Below are 24,168 nucleotides of genomic sequence, written 5' to 3'. Positions count from 1 at the left end.
GGATAACTAGAGGTATCCCCTCTGCAATCTATCAAAAGTTAAGATTTTTTTCATTCTGAACAACACGATTCGGTAGTTCCTATTCCTGATCCCCCAGGTCGTCGAATTGTTCTTCAATGGATTGCAGTAGTTGGGTCAGGGCAGGGAGTGCGTCAAACTTAGTTCCTGACAACCCCGGTTCAGCATAGGCCCGATCGCGGATTTCATTCAGCTTGGTCTGAAGCTGTTTGGCAATGCCCAGGGCATCTCGTTTCAGTTTGGTCATCTGTTGCCGCTGGTAGAACCGCAGGGCAGCTCCACGCAATACCTGAAGGGTGGCTTCTTCGCCGTACTGATTGGGCATAAACCGGAAGCGCAGCAATACCCGATGGCGATCGTATAAACGCTCAATTTCAGCGTGTTTCGCCTGGCTCACGGGAATCGGAGAAACCTGGGCAACTCGTTTGAGTTCAACAATCAGCTCTGTGAAGAGGGGAAGCGGCAAACTGTCCAACACCGACTGCAATACCCCATCCTGGCTCCACAATACCCGCCCATATTGCGCATGGCATTCAAAATACAATCGCCCAATTCCACCCAGCAATACTCGGGCCAGCAACTCCTGCAACAGTTCTGCGGCCGGAAGCGTGGCTAAAATTTCCACCGGACTGGATAAATAGTTGGATTGAATATCGAGGACAGGAACCTGTTCAATTAAGGGAGGATGTTGAGCATCATTGGATTGAGTCAGGGAACCGGATTCAGGCTCAGGGGACTGGAGAGAAGGAGCGGACGGCGATCGATCCATCCCCTCAGAAATAGCAGCCTCAGCTACCGAATTTTCCTGAACAGACTGGACTGCGGCAGAATCGTCGGAGGATTCATCCTCTTGCAGAATAGTAATCTGTTCAATTAAATAGTCTGCACTGGATACTGGCATCGCAGCAGGTGAAGCGGGTACTGGCGGTGGAGAAACCGTCTCTGGCATCCGCGTACTTTCAAATTCATTCAGCAGCTCATCTGGCTCATCCAAAATCAGGGTCGGTCGCATCGTTTGATCCACCCCGCTGCGCTGGCTATGGGCGGAATGACGATGATGTCCGTAGCTGAATCGTTCGGGTACAACTTTGCCGTCCGCACTAGGACTCCCTGTGCAGTTTAAGTATCCAGTTAATGCCACCTGAAGCGCGTCGTAGGTAATTGCACGGGGCACCAGGGAATAGTTTAAATAAGAGACAATGCGGCGAACATACTCCAGAGCAGAGGTGTCATTGGGGGTCACCATGCCCAAATGCAGGCGATTTCCCTCTAAAAATAGCGGTAACACTTGATAGTAAAGACAGGCTTCAAGCGGTAGTACGCCCTGAATCAGGGTGAACATTTGCTCAACGTTGAGCCGCTTTGCCCAATCCCCCTGAAACTGAGCCAGAACACGCTGGTGAATGTCACTCGGAGGATTCGACTCGTTCAGATTTTCTGGAGACACCATAAGATTTTATTCCATTCCCTGTTTGGGAACTCCACAGATCCAGGATTCCCAACCCAGCCTCAGTTCTACTCACGAGAATACTGCACAACCAAGGTTTTGCTCAAAATTTTGCCGAATCTGGAGTAGCCTGAGAAGTGGAACTCCTTTCAGGTCAACTCCAGCAAGACAACCCCAGCCATAAGAATTGTAACGGTCTGACTATGCGCTTCGATATTGTGACGCTGTTCCCCGATTTTTTTACTTCTCCCCTCCATTCCGGTTTGCTGGGTAAAGCATTAGCCAGGCAAATTGCAACGGTGAATCTGGTGAATCCGCGCGACTTTACAACGGACAAGCATCACAAGGTTGATGATGAACCCTATGGTGGGGGGGTAGGAATGTTGATTAAACCGGAGCCAATTTTTGCAGCAGTGGAGTCCCTGCCTCAGCTCCCCAAACGAGAGGTGATTTTGCTGACTCCCCAGGGGCAAACCATGAATCAGCCCATGTTTCAAGAATTGGCGACGGAATGTGATCAGCTAGTTTTGCTCTGTGGTCACTATGAAGGGATTGACGATCGCGTCCTTCATCTTGTTTCCCGCGAGGTGTCGTTGGGGGATTTCGTTCTCACCTGCGGTGAAATTCCTGCCCTAACCCTGCTCAATGGTGTGGTTCGGCTCCTACCGGGTACCGTGGGCAAAGCGGAATCCCTGAAAGCAGAAAGTTTTGAAGCGGGTCTATTAGATTACCCGCAATATACCCGTCCGGCAGATTTTCGTGGCTTAAAAGTTCCCGAGGTTCTCCTATCAGGAAACCACCAGCGCATTGCTCAATGGCGCAAAGAACAGCAGGTTCAACGCACCCGCGATCGTCGTCCTGATCTGTGGCAGGCGTGGGTGGAGCAACAACAGCAGTAGGCAGGAGTAGGCAGGGGGCGGCTCAGGCAAAAGTAGGGACGAAACTGAGGACGAAGATTGGGATCACGACCCTCGACCTTCCACTTTCCGCCTTCCCTTGCCCCTCCTTCCGCTATAAAATTCCGGTATAGTGTAAAAAATAGGTAACATTATCAAAGCGTCCATACTAAGGCACCAGATTTAACCGTGTTTGTCCTCAATGGCTACGAGTATTTTCTAGGATTTGTCATCGTCTGCGCCCTGGTTTCTGCCGCAGCGATCGTCCTGTCCACCCTGTTTTCCCCTCGGCGGACTGGGGTTGAGCGTCGCACCACCTATGAATCTGGGATGGAGCCGATCGGCGGAGCCTGGATTCAGTTCAACATTCGCTACTACATGTTTGCGCTGATCTTTGTGATCTTTGACGTTGAAACGGTGTTCCTCTATCCCTGGGCAGTGGCGTTCAATCAGCTTGGGCTTTTGGCCTTTATTGAAGCCTTGATTTTTATCGGAATTTTAGTTGTTGCTCTCGTTTATGCGTGGCGTAAAGGAGCCTTAGAATGGTCATGACTCCCCAAACTTCTACTCCCAACAATCCGGCTGAAAAGCTGCTCAATCCGGTTGGACGGGCTGAGGTGACGCAGGATCTCTCCGAGAACGTGATTCTGACCACCGTTGATGATCTACATAACTGGGCCCGGCTTTCTAGCCTCTGGCCAATGCTGTACGGCACAGCCTGCTGCTTTATTGAGTTTGCGGCACTGATTGGCTCCCGGTTTGACTTCGATCGCTTCGGTTTGCTGCCTCGTTCCAGCCCCAGACAGGCGGATCTGATTATCACGGCGGGAACTATCACGATGAAGATGGCTCCGGCGTTGGTGCGGCTATACGAGCAAATGCCCGATCCGAAGTACGTGATTGCCATGGGAGCCTGCACAATCACGGGGGGGATGTTCAGTATGGACTCTACCACCGCCGTGAGAGGGGTAGACAAGCTGATTCCAGTTGATGTTTATATTCCTGGTTGTCCGCCTCGTCCAGAAGCCATCATCGATGCCATCATCAAGCTACGGAAGAAGATTGCTAATGAATCCCTGGTAGAGCGAGGCAATTTTGTTCAGAGCCATCGCTACTACAGCGTGAGCCACAATCTGAAGCCCGTGCCCGATATTTTGACTGGGCAGTATTTACAGGCAGACACACGACAAGCTCCCCCCAGAGAACTGATGGAAGCAATGGGGATGCCCGTTTCCCCTGCCCTGGAGCAGCAGGTTGAAAAGGAGGAAAGTGATGGCTGAAGAGGAATCTAAATCTCCCACACCGGAAGAAGGAAATCAAGAAGAAACCCAGATTGTTGAAGCCGGTAAGGTATCGAAATGGCTGACCGAGAATGGGTTTGAGCATGACAGCCTGGAGCCGGATCATCTAGGTGTAGAGGTGCTGAAGGTCGATCGTGAGGTATTGCTTCCTTTCTGCACGGCTCTCTATGCCTATGGCTTCAATTACCTGCAATGTCAGGCTGCCTATGACACTGGCCCGGGCGGTGAGTTGGTTAGCATGTATCACCTGGCGAAGGTGGCGGATAACGTCACTGATCCAGAGGAAGTTCGCATTAAGGTCTTTTTACCCCGTGATGATGCCAGGGTGCCTTCGGTGTACTGGATCTGGAAGGGAGCCGATTGGCAGGAGCGGGAAAGTTACGATATGTATGGCATTGTCTACGAAGGACATCCGAATCTGAAGCGGATTCTGATGCCGGAGGATTGGGTCGGTTATCCTTTGCGGAAGGATTACATTTCCCCCGATTTTTACGAACTCCAGGATGCCTACTAGAAAGCAGGATGCCTACTATCAAGTAAGGAATGGGAATTGAGTAACTTGTCAATCCTTCTGCCTCTTTGATTGGGCGGGCAAGATGCCCACCCCACAAGAATTTTAGATGATTCAATTTGCATTCCTGGGTATCTTTCGGGTCAATTCAGACAAACTGTTTCCGCCTGGCATCAACGGGCGATCGCCCCTGGGCTTCTCACCTGCCTCATAACCGATCTTGGCTTCTTCCACAAATCTGACCCGATCCCCTTAGCTCCCCCTTCCCCAGGCTACCGTGTACACAGATCTTGACTGAGCGGCTCAAACCCTGATAGATCCCCCTAAATCCCCCTTAAAAAGGGGGGACTTCTAATCCGGTTCCCTCCTTTTTAAGGAGGGTTAGGGAGGATCAAACCCAGTCGTGGCTAGAGCAGATGACTTGTGTGTACACGTAGCTTCCCCAGGGGAACTTTTGATCTTCACGATTTTCTAGCCAAACCGATAACCAAATCCCCGCATCGTAATCAAATATTTGGGATGGCTGGGATCGTCTTCCAGCTTTTCCCGTAGCCAGCGGATATGAACATCCAGGGTTTTAGGATCTTTGAGAAAATCGCTGCCCCACACTTCCTGAACCAGGAGATCCCGTGAGAGCACCTGGCGCGGATGTTCCATAAAGAATTGCAGTAGCTTAAATTCTCTGGGAGAAAGGGAGACTTCCCTATCCCGGACGTGAGCGACCATCAGTCGGCGATCGAGCGAAATATCTCCGATCGCCAGTCGTCTGTTACTGTCTGGCGGCGAGTCCCAACGGCGCAGTAGGGCCCGACATCGGGCGAGCAGTTCTCTCATGCCAAAGGGCTTAGGTAAGTAATCATCAGCCCCAAGTTCCAACCCAACGACTCGATCGGTTTCGCTCGTTTTGGAGCTAATCATCAAAATTGGTACGTTACTGCCACTCTGACGTAATCGCTGGCAAATCGTCAAACCATCCACAAGCGGCATGGACTGATCGAGAACAATCAAATCCATTGGCTCCTGCTCGGATTGAGTTGACTGGAGAGCTAGGTCTAAACCCGCGCTGCCATCAACAGCGGTGAATACCTGATATTGTTCATTCTGTAAGAGTTGGACGATCGCCTCTCGTAGACGCTCATCACTTTCTAAAACCAGAATGCTTTTGGCTTGATAAGCATCACCAAAGGTTTCGGTGTGGGGGTTTGACATCGACCTTTGAAAAAAGGGGCAGTGAATGAATTGAAAAAAGGGGCAGTGAATGAATGAGCAAAACGCGCAAATCGGATCCGGAATTTAAGAATAATCAGAATTAGCTGATATCAGGCTAACAAGCCAGGCGAGATGCGAAACTGAGAATTGAGACCAAATTTGAGAGCAGATCAGTCCGCTTGGCATAGACCGCAGCAGGAAAATCAGCCAAATCGACCGCTCACATAATCCTGGGTTGCCTGTTCCCTGGGTGTGCTGAAGAGAATCTTAGTGGGGGCGAACTCAACTAGATGATTAAGCCTGCCGCGATCGGTGACTTCAGAGTTGAAAAAAGCAGTCCAGTCCGAGATGCGGCCAGCCTGCTGTATGTTGTGGGTGATGATGACGATCGTGTACTGCTGCTTGAGTTCAGTCAGCAGATTTTCAATCTGTAGGGTGGAGTGGGGATCAAGGGCAGAACAGGGTTCATCCATGAGCAGTACTTTGGGTTCGATCGCCATCACGCGCGCCAAACACAGCCGCTGTTGTTGCCCACCGGAGAGGGATAAACCACTCTGCCAGAGTTTATCTTTCACTTCATCCCACAGATCCGCCCGGCGCAGGGTGCGTTCCACCAGTTCATCCATATCCCCTGGATAACCATTCACTCTGGCCCCAAACGCGATGTTTTCGTAGACTGATTTGGGGAGCGGATTCGCTCTTTGAAAAATCATGCCGATGCGGCGGCGCACCTGAACCGGATCGACATCTCCGGCATACAGATCGACCCCTTCAAATTTCAGTTTCCCTGACAGCCGAACCCCTGGAATGAAATCATTCATGCGGTTGAAGCAGCGCAGCAGGGTACTTTTGCCGCTCCCGGATGGCCCAATAAAGGATGTCACCTGATTTTTGGGAATATCCAGGGTAACGTTTTGAATGGCTGGAACTGCACCATAGTGAACCGAAACGTTTTCTGCTTCCAGGATCGTTTCGGTGCGAGGGGTAATTGCAATAGAAATACTACGAGCCATAACCCAGCCTAACCTTAATCGAGCTGATCAGGCAGCATGAGCCATTGAGAATCAGGATCAAAACTGTTTTTTGGCTGTGACAACCCGAGCAATAATACTGACCGACAACACAATTCCTAATAGAACCAGAGCAGCAGCCCAGGCAAGTTCCTGCTGCGGTCGGAAGGGAATGATTGAAAAGAAATAAATCAAGACGGGTAAAGTGGCGATCGGTCGAAACAAATCAGTAGACCAAAAGTTATTGTTGAGTGCCGTAAAGAGCAGGGGAGCCGCCTCTCCCGCCGCCCGGGCCAAACCCAGCGTGATCGCAGTGGCGATCGTGGGTAGTGCAGCCGGAACAACAATTCTGGAGATGGTTTGAAAGTTGGTTGCTCCTACCGCCAAAGAACCTTGACGAACCTCCTGCGGCACAATCAGCAATCCTTCCTCCGCAGTCCGCATCACAATGGGCAACATCACCACCGCTAGTGCAACGCCGCCGGAAAAAGCGGAAAATCGGCCCATTGTAATCACCACAACGGTGTAGGCAAACAAACCCGCAATAATCGCTGGCACCCCAGTCAAAACGTTGGCTCCAAACCGAACCCAGTAGGCAATCTTGGTCCCCTTACCAAACTCATTTAAGTAAATTGCAGCCAAGACACCAATTGGCACAGCAATAGCAGCAGCAACTGCCAGCACAATTAATGTCCCCAGGATTGCATTACCAAACCCACCTTCCGTCAGACCCGGAGGGGGAGGAAGTTGGGTGAAGGAAGCCAGTCCAAGCCGGGGTAGCCCTTGACGAGCCACATCAAACACAAGAGCAAAGAGGGGAACCAGAATGAATAATGTAAATACTACTGTCAAACCAGTCATGAAGATGCCAAACAGGTTCTTGACAGAGCCTTGCTTTCGCTCCAGATCATACTTTGAACTGCCTTCCACTGGCCCTTGAATCGTTGTCATGATCTCAATTCCTAATACTCTCTACATCTCTTACGCGGCCCAGCGATGATCAGGGCAGCATGAAGCCACTCACTTAGACGTTTTGGAACTTACGAATAATGATTTCAGCCAGAATGTTGACCATCAATGACATAATCATCAAAATGACCCCAGCGTATAGCAACGCCGCCACCTGAGTTCGTCCGGCTTCCCCGAACTGAGAGGCAATCAAAGATGCAATGGTTGAACCGGGATCAAGCAAAGATGCTGACAAACGGTTCGAGTTACCTACTAGCATTGCAGCGACCATCGTTTCTCCCAGAGCACGTCCCAGAGCCAGCATGATCGAACTGACAATCCCAGACAATCCAGCGGGAATTAGCACCTTCAGCAGGGTTTCCCAGCGAGTTGCCCCCAGGGCCATTGAACCTTGACGGAGTTCTGGAGGAATCTCAGCCAGTGTCCCGCGAGTGATGGAAATGATGATGGGAACAATCATGACTGATAGGACAAGTCCCAACGTCAACAGACTAAAGCCTCGGGCATTACCAGCAAACAGCGGAATCCAGCCCAACGTATTGTTGAGAAAGGCAAAAAAGGGACGCAGGAAGGGAACTAAAACGAAAATCCCCCACAGTCCAATGACCACACTGGGTAGTGCCACAATCAACTCAATGGCAAAGGCGATCGGAGTCCGAATTTTGTCAGAAACAAAATCTTCTGTCAAGAAAATTGCAGTTCCAATCCCGACGGGAATTGCAATCAGTAGTGCAATAAAAGACGTGACCAGGGTTCCATAAATTTGAGGCAGAATTCCATAGATGTTCTGCACAGGATCCCAGGTCGTGCGGGAAATAAAGTCCCAGACTCCAAATGTTTGAATGGCGGGCCAGGCAGACGAAGTCATTTGTAAGACAATCCAAAATAGCAGAGCGGCAACCGCAATCGCCATCGCCAGCGTCAGCCAGAAAAACCCTCTATCAAAAATGCTTTCTGTCGTTACCTTCCGTTCAATCGATCGCTTGGCGAATCGAATTGATTCTCCAGTGGATGAAGCCATAATGATTCTCCAACCAACCTACTCAATTTTAATGTTCTTATTTCACTCAACCATCATAAGCCCTACCCGAAAACCCTTGTGTTCTCGGATAGGACTTCAGCCAACGGGGGCTAGTTTACTTGAACTTGATCCAGGGTATCCCGAACCCGTTCAACAATCGTATCGGGCATCGGAACGTAGTCTAGCTCTTCAGTGATGTTTCGACCATCCGTCAGCCCCCATTCCAGCACACCTCTGAGTGCTTCCCATGTGCGAGCATCACTGTACTCTGGGTAGACCAAAATCCAGGTCAAACCAGCAATCGGGAAAGCGTCTGGGTTAGAGGGGTCAGGAACCAACAGTCCGAAGTCTTCAGGAATTTCTTCATCCTCGAAGGCGAGAGAAGCAGCTTGCGCATCCGGGTAGATAAAGTTTCCAGAGCTATTTTCCAGGGCAGCTCTAGGAATTTCATTCAGCTTGGCGTAGGCATACTCAACGTAGCCGATCGTCCCTTCGTTTTGCTGAATCTGAGCAGCAACCCCTTCATTTCCTTGACCACCCACACCCGTTGGCCAGTCTACGGAAGTTCCGACTCCAGCTTCCCAACCCGGACAAACTTCATTGATGTGGTTCACAAAGATGAAGGTCGTACCACTACCGTCGGAACGGTGGGCGAAGGTGATGGGCAGATCAGGGAAATCAACCCCTTCATTTTCTTGGGTAATCAGGGGATCGTTCCATTGAGTCACTTCACCCGTCACAATACCGCAGTAGGCATCACGGGAAAGATTAATTTCATCCTCAACATCAAATCCCGGTAAGTTGTAAGCCAAAACCACGGCTCCACCGGCCATCGGCACCTGAATCGGTTCTGCGTTGAATGCCGCACGGAAAGACTCTAGACGATCGCCCGCAATAGGTGCATCGCTGGCTCCGAAATCTACCGTTCCATTGATGTACTGTTCCAGTCCAGCACCACTACCCACAGACTGATAACTGACCTGAACGTTCGGATCAACGGATTGGTTATATTCCGCAAACCAACGCTGATAGAGCGGAGCAGGAAAGGTTGCACCTGCACCCGTTAGGGCTACTACATCACCACCGCCACCACCCGCTGCCACCGGAGGCGCATCTCCATCTCCATCCGTTGCCGTAGGAGCCGTGCCAGGGCCACAAGCAGCGACACCAACAGTTAAAGCTAACGCAGACGCAAAGAAAGTTGCCCGACGAGATAAACGCTTAGAGAAAACCATATCACCTCAACAATGCTGAACAGGACTGTTGACCATACCGTACTCACTTGAGTAACGGGCCAACATAACTAGAGCCATCAAACGGGAGACGCTGAAGTGCCTTTCAGTCATGCACAATCCTTCTGAAGACAGATTTCAGCTATATCCCCGTATAGAGTAGCAGACAAATATGACACAAATAGGACAAATGGATGGCGAATCTGGGCGGTATCGTATCACTCACTACAACTTCTTGCATTATGAAGAGAGATGATTGAAATATCTATACCTTGTTGCAGGATTGGTAGTGCTATTTTGTGAAGGTAGAGGCCAACCCATCTGAAAGTTGCAATAGATCCAATGACTGCGATCGACTCTCTGACAGGGGGCATATCCTACTACCGTTGCTTTCCCATGACAAGCAGCTCACTGGCCGGTAGAATGCCTGTGCGATAGATTGGTTTGTTTAGTCTGTAATGAGTCTGTAATAATTCCTGACTTCGATCGGGGGCAACCTGCTAATTGTGAGAAACCATCAAATCCTGGGCATGAGCCGATAGCCCATCCCGTAGATCGTTTCTACCCAGTCCGATGCTCCCAACGATTTCAGCCGTTGACGCAACCGCCGGACTAACCGAGTAACCGCATTACTTTCTGGCTCCACTTCCCACTCCCAGAGTGCCTGTTCAATCTGATCATGGGTTAACACTTGCCGCGGATGGCGCAGGAAATATTCTAAAAGCTGGAATTCCCGCCGGGTCAGTTGGATTGCTTCTTCCCCTCGTTCTGCCGTTAGCTCATTTAAATGCAGCTTTAAATCCTCCAGACTCAGCGTATCGCCATGCCAGATCGGTGGTCGTCGAGCCAAAGCCCGAACTCGCGCCAGCAACTCTACAGTATCGGTGGGTTTTACTAAACAGTCATCTGCACCGGCATCCAATCCCATCACCTTGTCATACAGGGTGTCCTTCGCCATCAGCATTAGAATTGGCGATGCCTTACCCATCGATCGGTACTGACGGCAAAGCTCCAGCCCACTAACCTTGGGCAAAACGAAATCCAAAATCAACAGATCGTAATCCTTACGGGAAATCAGCCACTGAGCCACAGCACCATCTTGGATCCCGTCTACAACATGCTTTGCATTAGACAAAGCCATTTTTAAGGGTTCAAGCTGGGCAGGATCGTCCTCTACCAGGAGAATTCTCATCGAATCTTTGCTTTACAAACACTCCGGACTTCTTGATAGTAGGAACTTTTGATGAAGGGAAGGTTAAGCCTGATTTAAGTTGAGATAAAACACAGAACATAAAAAGTCGAGCGAGGAGCAGGCTAGCTCGATCGAATCAGCATCACGAATAAATAAAGCGTGAATAAATAAAACGCGAATAAATAAAAAGGACAGGCATTGCCCGTCCTTGCAAATATTCCTGTTAAAAGGTCAGATTCCTATCGCATCCAATCGAACCGAATCCAATGGGATAGAATCCTATGCCGACAGGGTGCGGCGTTTGGTCACCAGACGGAAGGACTCAATAATGTCACCTTCATTCCAGTCTTTGAAGGAATCCACGCCGATACCACATTCATATCCTGCATTGACTTCCTTCGTATCTTCCTTCATCCGCTTCAGGGAATCGAGGTTGCCTTCGTGGATAACCTGCTTGTTCCGCTGAACTCGTACCCGGCAATTGCGAATCATCTTACCCGACTGGATATAACAACCCGCTACAACACCGCGACCAATCTGGAAGACAGCCCGGACTTCAGCCTGTCCTAACGGTTCCTCAACCAATTCAGGTTCAAGTAAGCCTTCCATCGCGCCCTGAACATCTTCCAGCAGCTTGTAGATGATGTTGTAATCCCGGACATCAACCCCCAGCGTATCCGCCGCATGACGTGCACCACTGGCAAAGGTCGTGTTAAAGCCGATGATCACCGCATTACTGGCAGCTGCCAGGTCAACGTCAGTTTCCGTGATTTCTCCCGGAGCCGCTAACAGTACCCGCACCTGAACTTCCTTCTGGGGAAGCTGTTGCAGGGAACCCAGAATTGCTTCCACCGAACCCTGAACATCCGCCTTCAGAATCAGGTTGAGTTCCTTCAGTTCGCCTTCTTGAGCCTGGGCAGACAAGGAGTTGAGGCTAACTCGACGAGAAGCCATCGCCTGCTGTAGACGAGACTGCCGTTGTTGAACCGTCCGGCTGGAGGCAACCGATCGCGCCTCTTTCTCTTCTTTGTAAACCTCAAACTCATCACCCGCTGCGGGCACGTCACTCAGACCAAGAACCTCCACGGCAAAGGATGGGCCAGCCGCCTCAACCCGATCGCCGCGATCGTCCACCATCGCCCGGACTTTACCTAGCACAGAGCCAGCAACCAGAACATCTCCTACTCTCAGGGTGCCGTTCTGGATTAGCAACGTTGCAACGGGGCCTTTAGCCTTATCTAGATGGGCCTCAATGACGGTTCCCTTAGATAGACGATCGGGGTTGGCATGGAGATCTTCGACTTCCGCTACCAACAGGATCATTTCCAGCAACGCATCCAGGTTTTCACCCTTGATCGCGCTTACCGGAACGACGATCGTATCGCCACCCCACTCTTCAGGAACTAACCCGTACTCAGTTAACTCCTGCTTCACGCGATCGGGGGATGCATCTTCCTTATCGATCTTGTTGACGGCAACCACGATCGGCACTTCTGCCGCCTTGGCGTGACTGATGGCTTCGATCGTCTGAGGCTGCACCCCATCATCTGCTGCTACCACCAGAATGGCAATGTCCGTCACCCTGGCACCTCGGGCCCGCATGGCGGTGAAGGCTTCGTGACCCGGCGTGTCTAAGAACACTACCTGCTGCACTTCACCATCATTGCCCACATCAACGTGGTATGCACCAATATGCTGGGTGATTCCGCCTGCCTCACCCTGGGCTACCTTCGTCTTACGGATGGCATCCAGCAGAGTCGTTTTACCGTGATCGACGTGACCCATGATAGTGACGACGGGAGGACGGCGTTGGAGGCTATCCAAGTCAGTCGCATCCAGCATCTCAGTGGTTTTCTTCGCTTCCGCTTCCGCTTCCGCCGTGTTCACCACTACATCAAATTCCTCTGCCACCATCGTGATGGTGGGTAGATCAAGAATCTGGTTAATGTTAGCGGCAATCCCCTTGAAGAACAGGGTTTTAATAATGTCCGTTTCAGGCACCACAATTACATCAGCCAGATCATGGACTGACATACTGCCCGTTAAAGTCACTTCCTCTGGACGCTTGCGCGTTTCTTCCTGACGGCGATCGCGCCGATAGCTTGGCTTAGCTTCACCTGAACGCTTTGGCTTCTGGGTTGCAGCGGGCGTAGACGGACGACCTTGAGGAGAGCGTTTTTGCTTCGGCGGACGCAGGAGCGATAGGTTAACCGGAGTCCCAGACGAATCTTCGCCTGCTTCCTCATCATCCAGTTCCTCATCGAGATCCTCTGCACTCAGAATTTCGTCGAGATCCTCATCTTCGTCAATGACAGGCTGAACCCGGCGTTTCACCTTAGTGCCCGCCTTATTAGCCTTTGCAGACTCTTGATCTTCCTCTTCGTCCTCTTCCCAGCCTTTTTGCTTCTTCGGAAGTCGAGGTGGAGTGGGACGACGTAATTCTGGATCGCCCAAAAGCCGTTCCGTTCCAGCCTCGTCTTCACCCGTACCCGTTCGTGCCGATACACCTACTGCCTCTTCTTCGGTCGCAGCACTCGGACGCATGGGCTTACGACGAAGCTCCGGAAGTTGCGGCTTTGGTTTAGCCACGGGTGCAGCAGCAGATCCGTCTGTATCTCCTCGCCGAGGTTCCCGCGTTGCTTGTTGACTTTCTCCCCTGGAGGAAACGTCACCACCATTGCGTTGCGATCGACTGCCAACAGGAACCCGATCGCCATCCTTGCTGACCGCTGGTTGGTTGGCATCCCGGGAACGTTTTAGAACGGGACGATTGACTGTGCTGGGCTGCCGACTCGGTGCTGCATTAGCTCTAGCCGGCCGTTCAGCTCCCTCCCGATCAGCTGCGGGTTTAGCAACAGGTCTGGCGGGGGGAGGAACCAGTTCAGAAACCTCTTCGTTTGATTCGTCAGTGTCAGTCACGTCAGGTTGATCAGATTGAGATTCAACGGGCGTGGGAGAACTCTCTTCAACAGCTGGAGAATCAGCGGTAGCCCCATCCTCCACCTCTGAACTTGAGTTCAAATCAGTTAACTCAGCCACTTCAGCCATTTCAGCCATTTCAGCCACTTCAGCCACCTCGGTGTCGGATGGATGACTGGGTGCGTTCAGCTTCATTGCAGGACGAGACGATGGTGCAGAAGCAGGTTTGGCCGGTGCAGACGATGGCTTGACTTCAGCCGCAGGGCGCTTAGGTGGCTCTGCCAAGGGTTGATGCCGCCGAATTTCTACAATTTGCTGCTTAACGGCTGCCTGGGAACCGCTTTGCCTGGATGCCGCACTGGAGGCATGGGATCGGGTAGTAGAAGACGAGGGGCTATGGGCATACTTCTCAGCAGCAGACCGGATACGGGCAGCTTCATCCTCCGTAATGGTACTGCTGTGACTTTTCACTGAAATATTCAACTTGTCGCAAACCGCCAAAATGTCTCGATTGTCCAAATTCAATTCCTTCGATAACTCGTAAATTCTCACTTTGCCTGTGTTCATCCACTATCCCCTCTGCGTCCCAACTGATTTTTACATAGTGACCTGCTACTTTAGTAAAACTACACTTGAACTTTAGACTCAAACCAAAGTACCTAACCTCAAGCCTAGCGGATCCGATCCAGTAAAGTCTGGATCTTGCTCTAAAGTACTCTTTTTCTCTTGTTTGTCGATCATCCTCCTGATCCAGGCTAACGTATCACTGCAATGCTGGGGCAAAACAGCTTCTCTTCTGGGCTTGTTTTCTGTCGATGTTTGTTTTCTTTTAACTCAGCACAGTTGTTTCAATTACTCAAGCTGATCTCACGCAAGGTCATCGGTCGTTCCCATCCACAAGGTTATGACGGCTATGCCTGTAGCTGCCCTGATTGGGTCTTCTGTAGAACCTGATGTCTTGCTGCGTTGATAAACCTCCCAAACTGTGCAAGTCTAATCGCTTTAGTTTAGTTTGTGAATCTGTCTGTAGATATCTTAATCCACACTTAAGGGTAAACGCCGCCAAAGATCCTGATAAATGTCTGGCGGAACATGACATTTAAGGGCACGACCGAGTCGATTTTTCTTTGGGCCATCTGCAAACAGTCTGCATTTGGGCAAAGATACGCCGATCGACCCATCCCCTGATCTAATTGTACTGTCCCAGACGGATAGACCCGCACAGTTCGCCAAAATGATTCTTTGGGAGCAACTTTACGGCAGGAAACACAGCGACGATAGTTGGGGGGCATAGGTCTAGAAGGGAAAATTTGGCCAATGGTGATCATGGTGATCAGGGAGGGGGCGATGGGTGAATTTAGCAGCCGAAGGTGAAGTGAACGGGGGAGCAAGATTCCTACCCTTCAGGAGCGATCGCTGATTGGTGCTCATTTCCCGTAGAGGGGGCGATCGACTTTATTCACCATCATCATTCACCATCATCACCCTGAGCTTGAGTCACCATTTGATGGTCTATCCGAAAATTCACTGGAGTTTTTGAATTCAAAACCCCTGATGGGTGTTCGTCCAGGTTCTAAGACTTATTCCATTAAGACTTTGGACGCTGCAAGGCTTCACCCAGTTCAATGCCGAATCCATCCCTCTGTTCTTCCTCTTCATCGGATTCATCAACTTGATCCTCTAGATCTTCGTCTGCCTCCATTTCATCCATTTCATCCATTTCGTCTAAATATTCTTCGGCTTCTGCCTCAGCCGCTTCTTGAGCTAAACGACGTTCTTCTGCCAATACCTCCATTTTGCGGGTTTCTGCTTCGTAGTCATATTTAGCTGAATCTTTGATGTCAATTTTCCAGCCCGTCAGTCGGGCCGCGAGCCGCACGTTTTGTCCTTCTTTACCGATCGCCAGGCTAAGTTGATCATCGGGAACTAGAACGTGGGCTTGCCGTTCGTCGGGATTGACCAACCGAACTTCATCCACCCTGGCCGGGCTAAGGGCGTTGGCAATGTAGGTTGCGGGGTCAGGCGACCAGCGAATTACGTCAATCTTTTCTCCCCGTAGCTCATTCACCACAACCTGAATGCGGGAACCCCGTGCTCCAATGCAGGCTCCGACGGGATCCACATCCCGTTCCAGGGTATCTACAGCAATTTTGGTGCGAGGGCCAACCGATCGAGAGGGAGGGTTGGCTTCGCGGGCAACCGCCACAATCCGAACAATTTCATCTTCAATTTCCGGAACTTCTGTGGCAAACAGATCCACTACCAGTCCAGCATCAGTACGAGACACTAAAAGCTGTGGCCCACGATGAGAACCCTCTAACACTTTCTTCAGAAATACTCGAAAGGTGGCATTCGCTCGATAGTTATCATTGGGTAACTGATCGCGTTTGGGGAGTTCGGCTTCCACTTCAGGTTGACCAAAGCCACTGCTGACCGCCATCACAACAGACTGCCGCTCAAACCGGAGTACGCGCGCCTGAAGCACCGTTCCTTCTAGCTCCTGGAATTCTTCCTGCACCAGCTTTCGTTGCTGATCTCGCAGCTTCTGGGCTAGCACCTGCTTGGTTTGAATGGCGGCCATTCGGCCAAAATCGCCCTGATCGGGAGTGACATCCAGGACAACGGTATCCCCCAACTGGGCTTCCGCTGCAACTTCCTGAACTTCTTCCAGGGCAATCTGATGATCTGGATTGGATACCGCCTCTACGATCGTTTTGGTAGCCAGAACCCGAAAGCCTTCATCTTCTACATCCAGTTCGACTTCAAAGTTGCTGAAATATTCTTCGTCAAACAACGTGGTGTCGGGCCGGTGGGTACGGCGGTAGCGTTCATAACCTTTGAGCAACGCTTCTCGCAGCGCAGCCTGAACCGCATGTTTCGGTAAATTGCGTTCACGACTGATACTGTCAATCATCTCTTGCAATCCAGGTAAAGTGACCATTGACATAAGGGCAACCTCTTGAAGTGTATGAATTGGTTAAGTCAGAGAAATGTTTAGAATCTGAGCCTGGGTTTGAAAGTTCGAGCTTGAGGCTTGGAAGACGTGAATGAATGCCGCATTTTTTCTGAACAGGGGACACTCAATGCCGGTTTTTTCTCCTTAAAGGTCTTTAAAACACCTCACCTCAAGCCTCATGGGTCAATGCTTCCCTTATTCAGCGCGATCGACCAGCAGAACTTGATGAATAGACTGGCGGGGGATAGCGATCGATCGACCTTTTTGGTTGATATAAACGGATATTTCATCCCGTCGAATTAATTGTCCCGACAGGGATTTAGTGCCATGAATGGGTTCAGTTGTTGTAACTTCGACGGGGAATCCTTTAAAAGAAATAAACTCTCGATCGGTGGTTAAAGAACGAGAAATACCAGGGCTAGAAATTTCCAAAACGTAGGCATCCAAAATCAGATCTGATAAGTCCAGGGCAGTTTCCAAAGCTCGGCTCATTCGTTCACAGTCATCAAGGCTGGTGTCTTGTTTCAGATTCCGGACATCGACTCGTAGGACTGGGGGATGCTGATTGGTATGAAAAACTGCTCCTACAACCTCCAATCCCAGCTCGGCTGCAACGGGGTTTGCAATATCAATTATCTGAGGAATCAAAGGATGCGACATGAGCTTTGAACAGACTTTACTTAGGGCTATAACTGGGACTTACTGGGACTTTAACGGGTGCTTTAATTCGCTATAACTAGGGGCTTGGTTCTAATTGCGCACAATGCGATCGTGCATCTTGGCAATTGCCGTACAGGGCCAGATGAAACAGCACGACTAAAATTAAAAAAAGTGGGCAAGAACCCACTTTTCAGTGAAATAGATGTCCGTGCAGCTAATTAGAGAATTAGCTCTGGATATGCCCAAGTGTAGCGCATTCAACTAAAATCGTGTCTGCTGAAAGGCAGATTTGTAGCAATCTTGCAGTAAAAAGAGTTCTGGTACGCTAGGATCGTAACATTGTGTTACATTTCACCCCTCAGATTGGGTTGACTAATTGAGTCATGCAAACCACCGTTGTCCTCCAAACTGGATCTACCTGGCAGTGGCGTGGACATTCAATTCATTACGTCAAAGCCGGAAATCCTCGCCCCGATCGCCCGCCGTTGCTCCTGGTACATGGGTTTGGAGCTTCAACTGATCACTGGCGCAAAAATATTGAGGGATTGAAGGCCGAATTTGAAGTCTGGGCGATCGATCTGCTGGGGTTTGGGCGATCGGCCAAGCCAGATATTGAGTACAGCGGTGATTTATGGCGCGACCAGCTGCACGAATTCATCACTGATGTGATGGGTCGCCCAGCGGTGCTGGCTGGCAACTCCCTGGGAGGATATGCTTCGCTCTGTGTGGCGGCCCAGCGTCCGGAATCGGCAGCGGGGTTGATTTTGCTTAACTGTGCGGGCCCCTTCACTCCGACCGAGAGTATTCCAGAACCCAATCCTATTCAAAAGACGATTTCTACCGTGATGCGATCGTTTTTACTCCAGCCTGTTCCCAGCTTTTTACTGTTTCAGTATGTGCGGCAAAAGTCGGTGATTCGCAAAACGCTACAAAAGGTTTACCTTGATCAAACGGCAGTTACGGATCAACTGGTGGAGGATATCTACCGTCCGTCGTGTGATGAGGGAGCTGCCAGGGTATTTGCATCGGTCTTTAAATCACCTCAGGGAGAAAGAAATGATGTGCTGCTGACCCAAATGCAGTGTCCTTTGTTGATGCTGTGGGGAGAAGGGGATCCGTGGATTCGGCCAGGGAACGAGGGGCAAAATTTCGCCAGTATTCTCCGCAGCTGACGGAATACTATTTACAGGCAGGGCACTGTCCCCACGATGAAGTTCCTGATCAGGTCAATGCACTGATCCAGCAGTGGGTGCTGGGTTTACCAATAGTTCAACCTGAAGAATACTCATAGAGCGGAAGGCAGAATAGCTACTTTTGCCACTGTCCTACTATCTACCCTCGGCAATCAGACGATCGCCGCTGCACTGCTGGTCGGTCGGTATTCCCGCTGCTCAAAAACTCTCCTCACTCCTCACTCCTCATTCCTCACTCCTCACTCCTCACTCCTCACTCCTCACCCTCACTCCTCACTCCTCACCCTCACCCCATCTCCACCTCAAGTTGGACGCTTAAACTACCTCAAACGGTGTAGTCTTCTTTTACATTATTGATAAGTTCTATTGAGGTATCACTGGTGGTTCCCCTAAAAGACGACAATCCCACTCGGATTACGCCGTATGTCACCTATGGGTTAATTCTGCTAAATGTGCTCATCTTCCTTTATGAGGCCAGTCTTTCAGGGCCTCAATTGGAGAGCTTTTTCCGAACCTGGGCCGTGGTTCCCAGTCAGTTAACGGCAGCCCTGGAGGGTGATCCAAATGTCTCCTTATTTCAAGAAGGTTTGACGCTGATTACCTCACAGTTTTTGCACGCCGGACTGCTCCACCTGGGCGGGAATATGCTTTACCTCTGGATCTTTGGCAACAACGTTGAAGAGCAGATGGGCCGGGGGCGATACATCGTGTTCTATCTCCTGTGCGGCATCCTGGCAGCTCTGGCACAATGGTTTTTTGCCCGCTACTCGGATATTCCATCCCTGGGGGCCAGTGGGGCGATCGCTGGAGTCATGGGAGCCTATATTATCCGCTTCCCGCGAGCGAGAATTTTAACGCTGTTGCCCATTTTCATCTTTATTACTGTCATTCGGATTCCAGCTTACTTTTTCCTGGGACTCTGGTTTGTGCAGCAAGCTTTCTACGGCGTGGCAAGTTTAGGGATGGACACGAATGTTGGGATGCAAAACGGTGGGATTGCCTACTGGGCCCACGCAGGCGGATTTGTCTTCGGGGCAGTTTTAGGGCCAATTTTCGGATTGTTTACGCCACCTCCCTCGGCTAAGTAAGGGTTGCTGATGTGGGGTGAATGGGGAGTGGGGAATAGGTTATGCAACCGACAGTTAATTCCATCAGTCAACCCGATCGGGGAAGCAAACATCTGGAGCGCATAACCCAGGAAAGGAAAGCGTCGTGACGGTCAGGGTCTTCAGGTCAATCCGACGGATGGCGTGATTATTTGTATCAGCAACGTAGAGCCGATCGCCAGCGAGGCTGAGTCCAGAGGGTTCATAAAACCGCGTTTGTGTTCCCTGTCCATCTCTCTGCCCCGGAAGGCCATCGCCAAACCAGGTTTCGCATATACCAGAGTGGGGGTTCGCCTGCTTAATTTTGTGGTTGTAGGTATCCGCAATCCAAAGCTGATTGTCCCCACCGTGGGCAACCCCTAAACAGTGCTGGAGCCGAACGGCTTCCCCCTGCCCATCCTGATCGCCAAAGCCAAACAGTTCCCCACTGCCGCAAACCGATCGCACGATTGCCCGATCGCCCAGACCCACGGCCCGAATCGTACTGCCCTCACTGTCTGCCACAAATAGTTCCTCACCATCGGTGGCCAGTCCGCTGGGTTGGGCAAAGGTGGCTTCTGCCAGAGAACTGTTAAAACAAGCTTCAGCTCCAGTTCCGGCATAGGTGCCCAGCAGTCCATCCGTCAGATCAAGGGCCCAAATTTGATGGGAACCTGCCATTGCAATGAGCAGAAATTGCTCGATTTTGACCAGATCCCAGGGGGAATTCAGTGCGGTTTCTAAGGCAATCCCATTGTGGGGCTGAAGCTGTCGGCTTTGACTTCCGGTGCCAGCGATCGTCTCAACCCATTGCTGCTGCAAATCCACCCGGCGAATCCCATGATTTTCGGTGTCTGCCACGTAGAGGGACTGGGTGGGGCGATCGAAGGCCATGCCCTGAGGGGCAAAGAACTGCGCGTTGGCAAATTCACCATCCCGCCATCCAGCCGTACCGGAACCAATGATGGACTGCACTTCGCCCTCCAGGGAGGAGATGATTAAACGATGATGCCCTGTATCCGCAATAAAGAGTAACTGGCTCTCAGCATCGGCCAGCACTTTTCCAGGAAACGCTAAGGGAGATAACACTGGCTGCCGCTGTTTTTCCAAGATGAAATCCAGTGCCTGAAACGCTGTCCCCTGCGCCTCCTGCTCTTGCCTGAGCTTGTCAATGAGCTGATCCAGCATTTCGCGCTTCCCTTCTCCTGCCACCTGACCCACCACATATCCTGCTGGATCAATTACTGCGATCGTCGGCCAGGCTCGAACTGCGTACTGCTGCCACACCTGAAAGTCCCTATCCACCAACACTGGATGCTCAATGTCGTAGCGTAAAATCGCCTGCCGAATATTTTCGATATCCTGTTCGTGATCAAATTTGGCAGAGTGAACCCCGATCACGGTCAGGCAATCTTTGTACTTTTGCTCTAAATATTTCAGATCAGGCAAGATATGCAAACAGTTAATGCAGCAGTACGTCCAGAAATCGAGCAGGACAATTCGCCCTCGCAAGTCTTTCAAAGCCAGGGGGCGATCGGTGTTTAACCAGGGAGATTGGGGTAGTTCAGGAGCGCGAATCCGAGCCATTGTTAAGTTCTACCCAGCCAATTTCTAACCACATTGCCACTGAAATTCAAACACTGAAATTCAAACTACGTTTCCAGTGTAGCGAGGATTCCAGCGCGATCGCCGTTCCTCAATATGCATGGTGGCTTCGTTCTTCTTCAGGTGGCGGGGGCTACTTTCAAAGGATAAAGAGGACGGCAACTCGGATCCATACTCGGACTGAATAAATGCCATCACCTTTTCATAGGGAGGAGAGAAATTCTCTGCGTCAGCTTCAAGATTGAGATAGTGTCTCAGTCCGATGGAAAACAGCCCCGTTCCATCATCAAAAAACCGTTCCGTTGTCGCCCCATAGCGATCGTAGGGATGAAAGGCTACATCTTCTGGAGCATTTGCCGCCACCCACGAACTGTACGACCAGTATTCGCTAAATGTACCGAACTCAACCGCCGATCGCATCATTAACAGCGTCCAGTCATCCTCCGACTGAAAGTAATCTTTAAGTTGCTGTTTAAAGGTTTCCAGATGGGATTGATTGAACCACATATGGTGTGGAATAAAGGTTCCTTTAACATCCGTTAGCGGTTCCACCTTGAGAATCGATCGAATCCACCGTTCCCAGGTTGATACGATCTGAGCGTTGCCCCACTGATTGTGTTGCAGCAGGGCAAAGGTGTGTTGAATAGTTTCCTGATTCGGTCGGATCAGTTCCCAGGTATTCACAGGAAGTAAATCACTATCCCATACCATATACCATGCGCTCAGATCGTCAATTCCCTCAGCCGCACCAAGCTTGAGAAGCTGCTGATAGAACCAGCCAGGTGTGTACAGCGATCCTGCCAGATCCAGTTCCGCACAAATTCTTTCCTTTGTTAGACGACTCCTCTGGAAAAACGTCTCTTCCCCATGAACGTCAGTTGGAGCAATCTGCCATTCCCTGAGCCGTTCCTTGAGCGATCGCACCCCTGGCTCTGGTGTGATGATGTGGATGGCTCTGGGTGAGTAATGGAACGTGATTCCCTCCAAAACAGCCCGAGTGTTCCAGCGCATTCGGTAGAGTGGAATAACAAAGTCAAAATCCTGGGACATAATGGCACATGAACGCTTTAAACGGTTGATAGGGCTTCTTCAGTGGTTTCACCATTCGTGGTTTCGCCATGATACAGCGCGGGTTCAACTGGAATGGGATGAGCCACCGTAGACGGATCTTCTAACCCTACATCTCGGCAGAGTGGATCAATTCCCAAACCCTGTCGGGGATAGTCGGTGCAGATCTTGCAGTATTCATCGATCGCATCATCCAGTTGTTCACGGCTCAGGGTATTGAGATACCCACATTGACCAATTTCTCCCTTGGGTAGGGGAGCCGCCAGATTACCGCCCCGTTTCTGGACAATCTTTTCTTGAGCTGCCCACAGCAGATCTTTGTCAATTAAAATATCGTGCCAGAGACTTAACCCAAAGGAGCTAATCAGTCGCAAGATTCGGTGAAACGCTTCAGCCGAAATCCAGTTCATTCGGTAGCTCAAATAGGCTCCAAAACCCATGCCGATCGAAACCGCGTGACCATGCAGTAACCCGGCTGCAATTTCAAACCCAGGCGACCAGGTATGACCGTAGGCATGGGGCCGACACTGATGGGTTTCATACAGATTGCCGTATTCTGCCTCTACATAACTCCGCAGGGCTGCCCCCAGGATTTTTTGAGAGAGCAGATTGATCTCATCCTCAGGCTCACAGTGAATAGTGCCAAACCGTGTGGTAATCAGCCGCGCTCCAGCCTGCTCCAGGTAGCCAAACAACTCGGCATCTTTGACCACCGCCATTTTGACAATTTCAATAATGCCGTGCCGCAACCATCCTTCCCGCAGCGTCTTAAAGAAAAAGCGATCGGTGATGGAGAGAACAGGGGGATGATAGGCACCAAACAGGTTCTTATACCCAAAGCCATCACAGCAGGTTCGGGGAGAGGGCCCGGCATCAATCCCAGCTACGATCGAGGTAGATAGCATTACGTAGGGCGTATTGCGGTGATACAGGGCGCAGGCAAGTCCGGCCGTATCCGCCAACACACCACCCCCCATGATCAGCACTGGCTCATTCCGAGACACGCCTAACCGCTTCAGGTCGCCCAGCATCCGTTCAACGGTATAGATGCCTTTATCGACCTCCATTGCCCGATAGACCAGCTTCTCTAAATGAATGCCGTGGTGTTGAAAATAATGCTCAATCTGCTCACTGTAGAAGCGATCGACATTTTGATCGACTAGACAGACACATCGCCCCAGGGAAATATACATATCCCTCAGCAAATTCTGTTCTGGATCAAGAGCGTGATCTACTAACTGAATTGAAGTAAACGTAGCAGAACTAACCACTGCCTCAATGATTTGATCATCGGCACTACTCACGATATGTCCCTGGCTTTCTCGATAGCTGGAGGTGGGATATACCGCATGGGGATTCTCTTCAACCAGTTGCTCGGAAAGCTCTTGATAAAACTGCCGTTCCTGGCTTTGTAGCAGATAATCCAACAGCTTCATTGTTCCCCAATCAGACTGTTGAATTTGATGCGCGAACTCAGTCCACTGCATCCCGATCGCTGCATCGAAGGCAGCAATCAGTTGAGCGAATAAACCAAAAAAGTGCCCTAATGAATGATTCAAACCACTCCGAAGCTGACGGCAAGCTGACAAACCAGAAATTGCTCCCGCCGCTGCGAATTCTTCTCCCAGTGCCTCTGAAAAGGACGGGGTATGAATAAGGGAAAGCAACAAACTCCGAAACTGTGAACTACAACAAACCACTTCAACCGCGTGAGCGACATCTTGATATGCCAAAGGCATACCGTCATACGTATCAATAAAATCCCTGACCGCTGAGGTAGTCTTTGTCATTATGAGTTCTGGGAAAATCTTATCTGTGATCCAGCCAGGGGATAAAAACCCCTACTAAAAGTAAATTATCACGACTCTCCGAAAAA

General features: G+C 50.6%; 19 protein-coding genes and 2 pseudogenes. 7 read left to right on the top strand and 14 right to left on the bottom strand.

Annotated elements, in window-relative coordinates:
• Positions 1-79 precede the first annotated feature (79 nt).
• On the bottom strand, positions 80-1,468 hold the full coding sequence (locus tag ACM1PF_RS06915; protein ID WP_416673501.1) for a GspE/PulE/PilB domain-containing protein: 1,389 nt from the start codon (positions 1,466-1,468) through the stop codon (positions 80-82).
• Positions 1,469-1,668: 200 nt separating this feature from the next.
• Between ACM1PF_RS06915 and trmD the strand changes: the two genes are divergently transcribed.
• The 4 genes from trmD to ACM1PF_RS06895 all read left to right on the top strand — a co-directional run bounded on the left by trmD (position 1,669) and on the right by ACM1PF_RS06895 (position 4,176).
• Complete coding sequence (gene trmD / locus ACM1PF_RS06910; protein WP_416676587.1) at positions 1,669-2,364, top strand: tRNA (guanosine(37)-N1)-methyltransferase TrmD; 696 nt, start codon at positions 1,669-1,671, stop codon at positions 2,362-2,364.
• Positions 2,365-2,550: 186 nt separating this feature from the next.
• A complete protein-coding gene (gene ndhC / locus ACM1PF_RS06905; protein ID WP_416673498.1) occupies positions 2,551-2,913 on the top strand; it encodes an NADH-quinone oxidoreductase subunit A in 363 nt (120 codons plus the stop codon).
• Complete coding sequence (locus tag ACM1PF_RS06900; protein ID WP_416673496.1) at positions 2,910-3,641, top strand: NADH dehydrogenase subunit K; 732 nt, start codon at positions 2,910-2,912, stop codon at positions 3,639-3,641. The genes ndhC and ACM1PF_RS06900 overlap by 4 nt, the downstream gene beginning before the upstream one ends.
• Positions 3,634-4,176, top strand: a complete 543-nt coding sequence (locus ACM1PF_RS06895) for an NAD(P)H-quinone oxidoreductase subunit J (protein ID WP_416673494.1) — start codon at positions 3,634-3,636, stop codon at positions 4,174-4,176. The genes ACM1PF_RS06900 and ACM1PF_RS06895 overlap by 8 nt, the downstream gene beginning before the upstream one ends.
• Before the next feature lie 468 nt (positions 4,177-4,644).
• Here the strand turns inward: ACM1PF_RS06895 and ACM1PF_RS06890 are convergent, their stop codons facing one another.
• From ACM1PF_RS06890 to rimP, 10 genes and pseudogenes are all read right to left on the bottom strand, one after another.
• A complete protein-coding gene (locus ACM1PF_RS06890) occupies positions 4,645-5,382 on the bottom strand; it encodes a response regulator transcription factor (protein ID WP_416673491.1) in 738 nt (245 codons plus the stop codon).
• A gap of 203 nt (positions 5,383-5,585) precedes the next feature.
• On the bottom strand, positions 5,586-6,395 hold the full coding sequence (gene pstB, locus ACM1PF_RS06885; RefSeq protein ID WP_416673489.1) for a phosphate ABC transporter ATP-binding protein PstB: 810 nt from the start codon (positions 6,393-6,395) through the stop codon (positions 5,586-5,588).
• Positions 6,396-6,452: 57 nt separating this feature from the next.
• Positions 6,453-7,343 carry a phosphate ABC transporter permease PstA gene (gene pstA / locus ACM1PF_RS06880; protein WP_416673486.1) on the bottom strand — a complete coding sequence of 297 codons (891 nt, stop codon included), beginning with the start codon at positions 7,341-7,343 and terminating at the stop codon, positions 6,453-6,455.
• Positions 7,344-7,416: 73 nt separating this feature from the next.
• Positions 7,417-8,382 (bottom strand): phosphate ABC transporter permease subunit PstC, encoded by a 966-nt coding sequence (gene pstC / locus ACM1PF_RS06875; RefSeq protein ID WP_416673483.1) that lies wholly within the window; start codon positions 8,380-8,382, stop codon positions 7,417-7,419.
• Between the two features lie 110 nt (positions 8,383-8,492).
• A complete protein-coding gene (gene pstS, locus ACM1PF_RS06870) occupies positions 8,493-9,617 on the bottom strand; it encodes a phosphate ABC transporter substrate-binding protein PstS (protein WP_416673480.1) in 1,125 nt (374 codons plus the stop codon).
• A gap of 514 nt (positions 9,618-10,131) precedes the next feature.
• Positions 10,132-10,806, bottom strand: a complete 675-nt coding sequence (locus tag ACM1PF_RS06865; protein ID WP_416673477.1) for a response regulator transcription factor — start codon at positions 10,804-10,806, stop codon at positions 10,132-10,134.
• 279 nt (positions 10,807-11,085) lie between these two features.
• On the bottom strand, positions 11,086-14,292 hold the full coding sequence (gene infB / locus ACM1PF_RS06860) for a translation initiation factor IF-2 (RefSeq protein WP_416673474.1): 3,207 nt from the start codon (positions 14,290-14,292) through the stop codon (positions 11,086-11,088).
• Positions 14,293-14,760: 468 nt separating this feature from the next.
• Positions 14,761-15,017: pseudogene (locus ACM1PF_RS06855) on the bottom strand (YlxR family protein).
• 296 nt (positions 15,018-15,313) lie between these two features.
• On the bottom strand, positions 15,314-16,672 hold the full coding sequence (gene nusA / locus ACM1PF_RS06850) for a transcription termination factor NusA (RefSeq protein WP_416673471.1): 1,359 nt from the start codon (positions 16,670-16,672) through the stop codon (positions 15,314-15,316).
• Positions 16,673-16,876: 204 nt separating this feature from the next.
• Positions 16,877-17,341, bottom strand: coding sequence for a ribosome maturation factor RimP (gene rimP, locus ACM1PF_RS06845; protein ID WP_416673469.1), 465 nt, complete (start codon positions 17,339-17,341; stop codon positions 16,877-16,879).
• A gap of 383 nt (positions 17,342-17,724) precedes the next feature.
• Between rimP and ACM1PF_RS06840 the strand changes: the two are divergent.
• The 3 genes and pseudogenes from ACM1PF_RS06840 (at position 17,725) to ACM1PF_RS06830 (ending at position 19,622) form a co-directional block, all read left to right on the top strand.
• Positions 17,725-18,632: pseudogene (locus tag ACM1PF_RS06840) on the top strand (alpha/beta fold hydrolase).
• A gap of 23 nt (positions 18,633-18,655) precedes the next feature.
• Complete coding sequence (locus ACM1PF_RS06835) at positions 18,656-18,853, top strand: hypothetical protein (RefSeq protein WP_416673467.1); 198 nt, start codon at positions 18,656-18,658, stop codon at positions 18,851-18,853.
• A 61-nt stretch (positions 18,854-18,914) separates the two neighbouring features.
• Positions 18,915-19,622 carry a rhomboid family intramembrane serine protease gene (locus ACM1PF_RS06830; protein ID WP_416673465.1) on the top strand — a complete coding sequence of 236 codons (708 nt, stop codon included), beginning with the start codon at positions 18,915-18,917 and terminating at the stop codon, positions 19,620-19,622.
• A gap of 63 nt (positions 19,623-19,685) precedes the next feature.
• On the opposite strand, the gene ACM1PF_RS06825 is transcribed toward ACM1PF_RS06830, so the two are convergent.
• From ACM1PF_RS06825 to ACM1PF_RS06815, 3 genes are read right to left on the bottom strand one after another with little or no spacing between them, the layout of a single operon-like run.
• Positions 19,686-21,206, bottom strand: coding sequence for a thioredoxin-like domain-containing protein (locus tag ACM1PF_RS06825; protein ID WP_416673462.1), 1,521 nt, complete (start codon positions 21,204-21,206; stop codon positions 19,686-19,688).
• Between the two features lie 60 nt (positions 21,207-21,266).
• Complete coding sequence (locus ACM1PF_RS06820) at positions 21,267-22,274, bottom strand: DUF6492 family protein (protein ID WP_416673459.1); 1,008 nt, start codon at positions 22,272-22,274, stop codon at positions 21,267-21,269.
• A gap of 17 nt (positions 22,275-22,291) precedes the next feature.
• Positions 22,292-24,082, bottom strand: a complete 1,791-nt coding sequence (locus ACM1PF_RS06815; protein WP_416673457.1) for a sedoheptulose 7-phosphate cyclase — start codon at positions 24,080-24,082, stop codon at positions 22,292-22,294.
• Positions 24,083-24,168: the final 86 nt, after the last annotated feature.

The sequence above is a fragment of the Egbenema bharatensis FJBBOT/2019 genome, from assembly GCF_048077055.1.
Classification (GTDB): domain Bacteria; phylum Cyanobacteriota; class Cyanobacteriia; order Elainellales; family Elainellaceae; genus Egbenema; species Egbenema bharatensis.
This window is presented reverse-complemented; position numbering and strand designations above follow the sequence as displayed.

Bases quoted from the DNA above. Each gene is read 5' to 3' on its own strand.
- ACM1PF_RS06915 (WP_416673501.1), bottom strand. From the start codon at position 1,468: ATGGTGTCTCCAGAAAATCTGAACGAGTCGAATCCTCCGAGTGACATT.
- trmD (WP_416676587.1), top strand. From the start codon at position 1,669: ATGCGCTTCGATATTGTGACGCTGTTCCCCGATTTTTTTACTTCTCCC.
- ACM1PF_RS06900 (WP_416673496.1), top strand. From the start codon at position 2,910: ATGACTCCCCAAACTTCTACTCCCAACAATCCGGCTGAAAAGCTGCTC.
- ACM1PF_RS06895 (WP_416673494.1), top strand. From the start codon at position 3,634: ATGGCTGAAGAGGAATCTAAATCTCCCACACCGGAAGAAGGAAATCAA.
- ACM1PF_RS06890 (WP_416673491.1), bottom strand. From the start codon at position 5,382: ATGTCAAACCCCCACACCGAAACCTTTGGTGATGCTTATCAAGCCAAA.
- pstB (WP_416673489.1), bottom strand. From the start codon at position 6,395: ATGGCTCGTAGTATTTCTATTGCAATTACCCCTCGCACCGAAACGATC.
- pstA (WP_416673486.1), bottom strand. From the start codon at position 7,343: ATGACAACGATTCAAGGGCCAGTGGAAGGCAGTTCAAAGTATGATCTG.
- pstC (WP_416673483.1), bottom strand. From the start codon at position 8,382: ATGGCTTCATCCACTGGAGAATCAATTCGATTCGCCAAGCGATCGATT.
- pstS (WP_416673480.1), bottom strand. From the start codon at position 9,617: ATGGTTTTCTCTAAGCGTTTATCTCGTCGGGCAACTTTCTTTGCGTCT.
- ACM1PF_RS06865 (WP_416673477.1), bottom strand. From the start codon at position 10,806: ATGAGAATTCTCCTGGTAGAGGACGATCCTGCCCAGCTTGAACCCTTA.
- infB (WP_416673474.1), bottom strand. From the start codon at position 14,292: ATGAACACAGGCAAAGTGAGAATTTACGAGTTATCGAAGGAATTGAAT.
- nusA (WP_416673471.1), bottom strand. From the start codon at position 16,672: ATGTCAATGGTCACTTTACCTGGATTGCAAGAGATGATTGACAGTATC.
- rimP (WP_416673469.1), bottom strand. From the start codon at position 17,341: ATGTCGCATCCTTTGATTCCTCAGATAATTGATATTGCAAACCCCGTT.
- ACM1PF_RS06825 (WP_416673462.1), bottom strand. From the start codon at position 21,206: ATGGCTCGGATTCGCGCTCCTGAACTACCCCAATCTCCCTGGTTAAAC.
- ACM1PF_RS06820 (WP_416673459.1), bottom strand. From the start codon at position 22,274: ATGTCCCAGGATTTTGACTTTGTTATTCCACTCTACCGAATGCGCTGG.
- ACM1PF_RS06815 (WP_416673457.1), bottom strand. From the start codon at position 24,082: ATGACAAAGACTACCTCAGCGGTCAGGGATTTTATTGATACGTATGAC.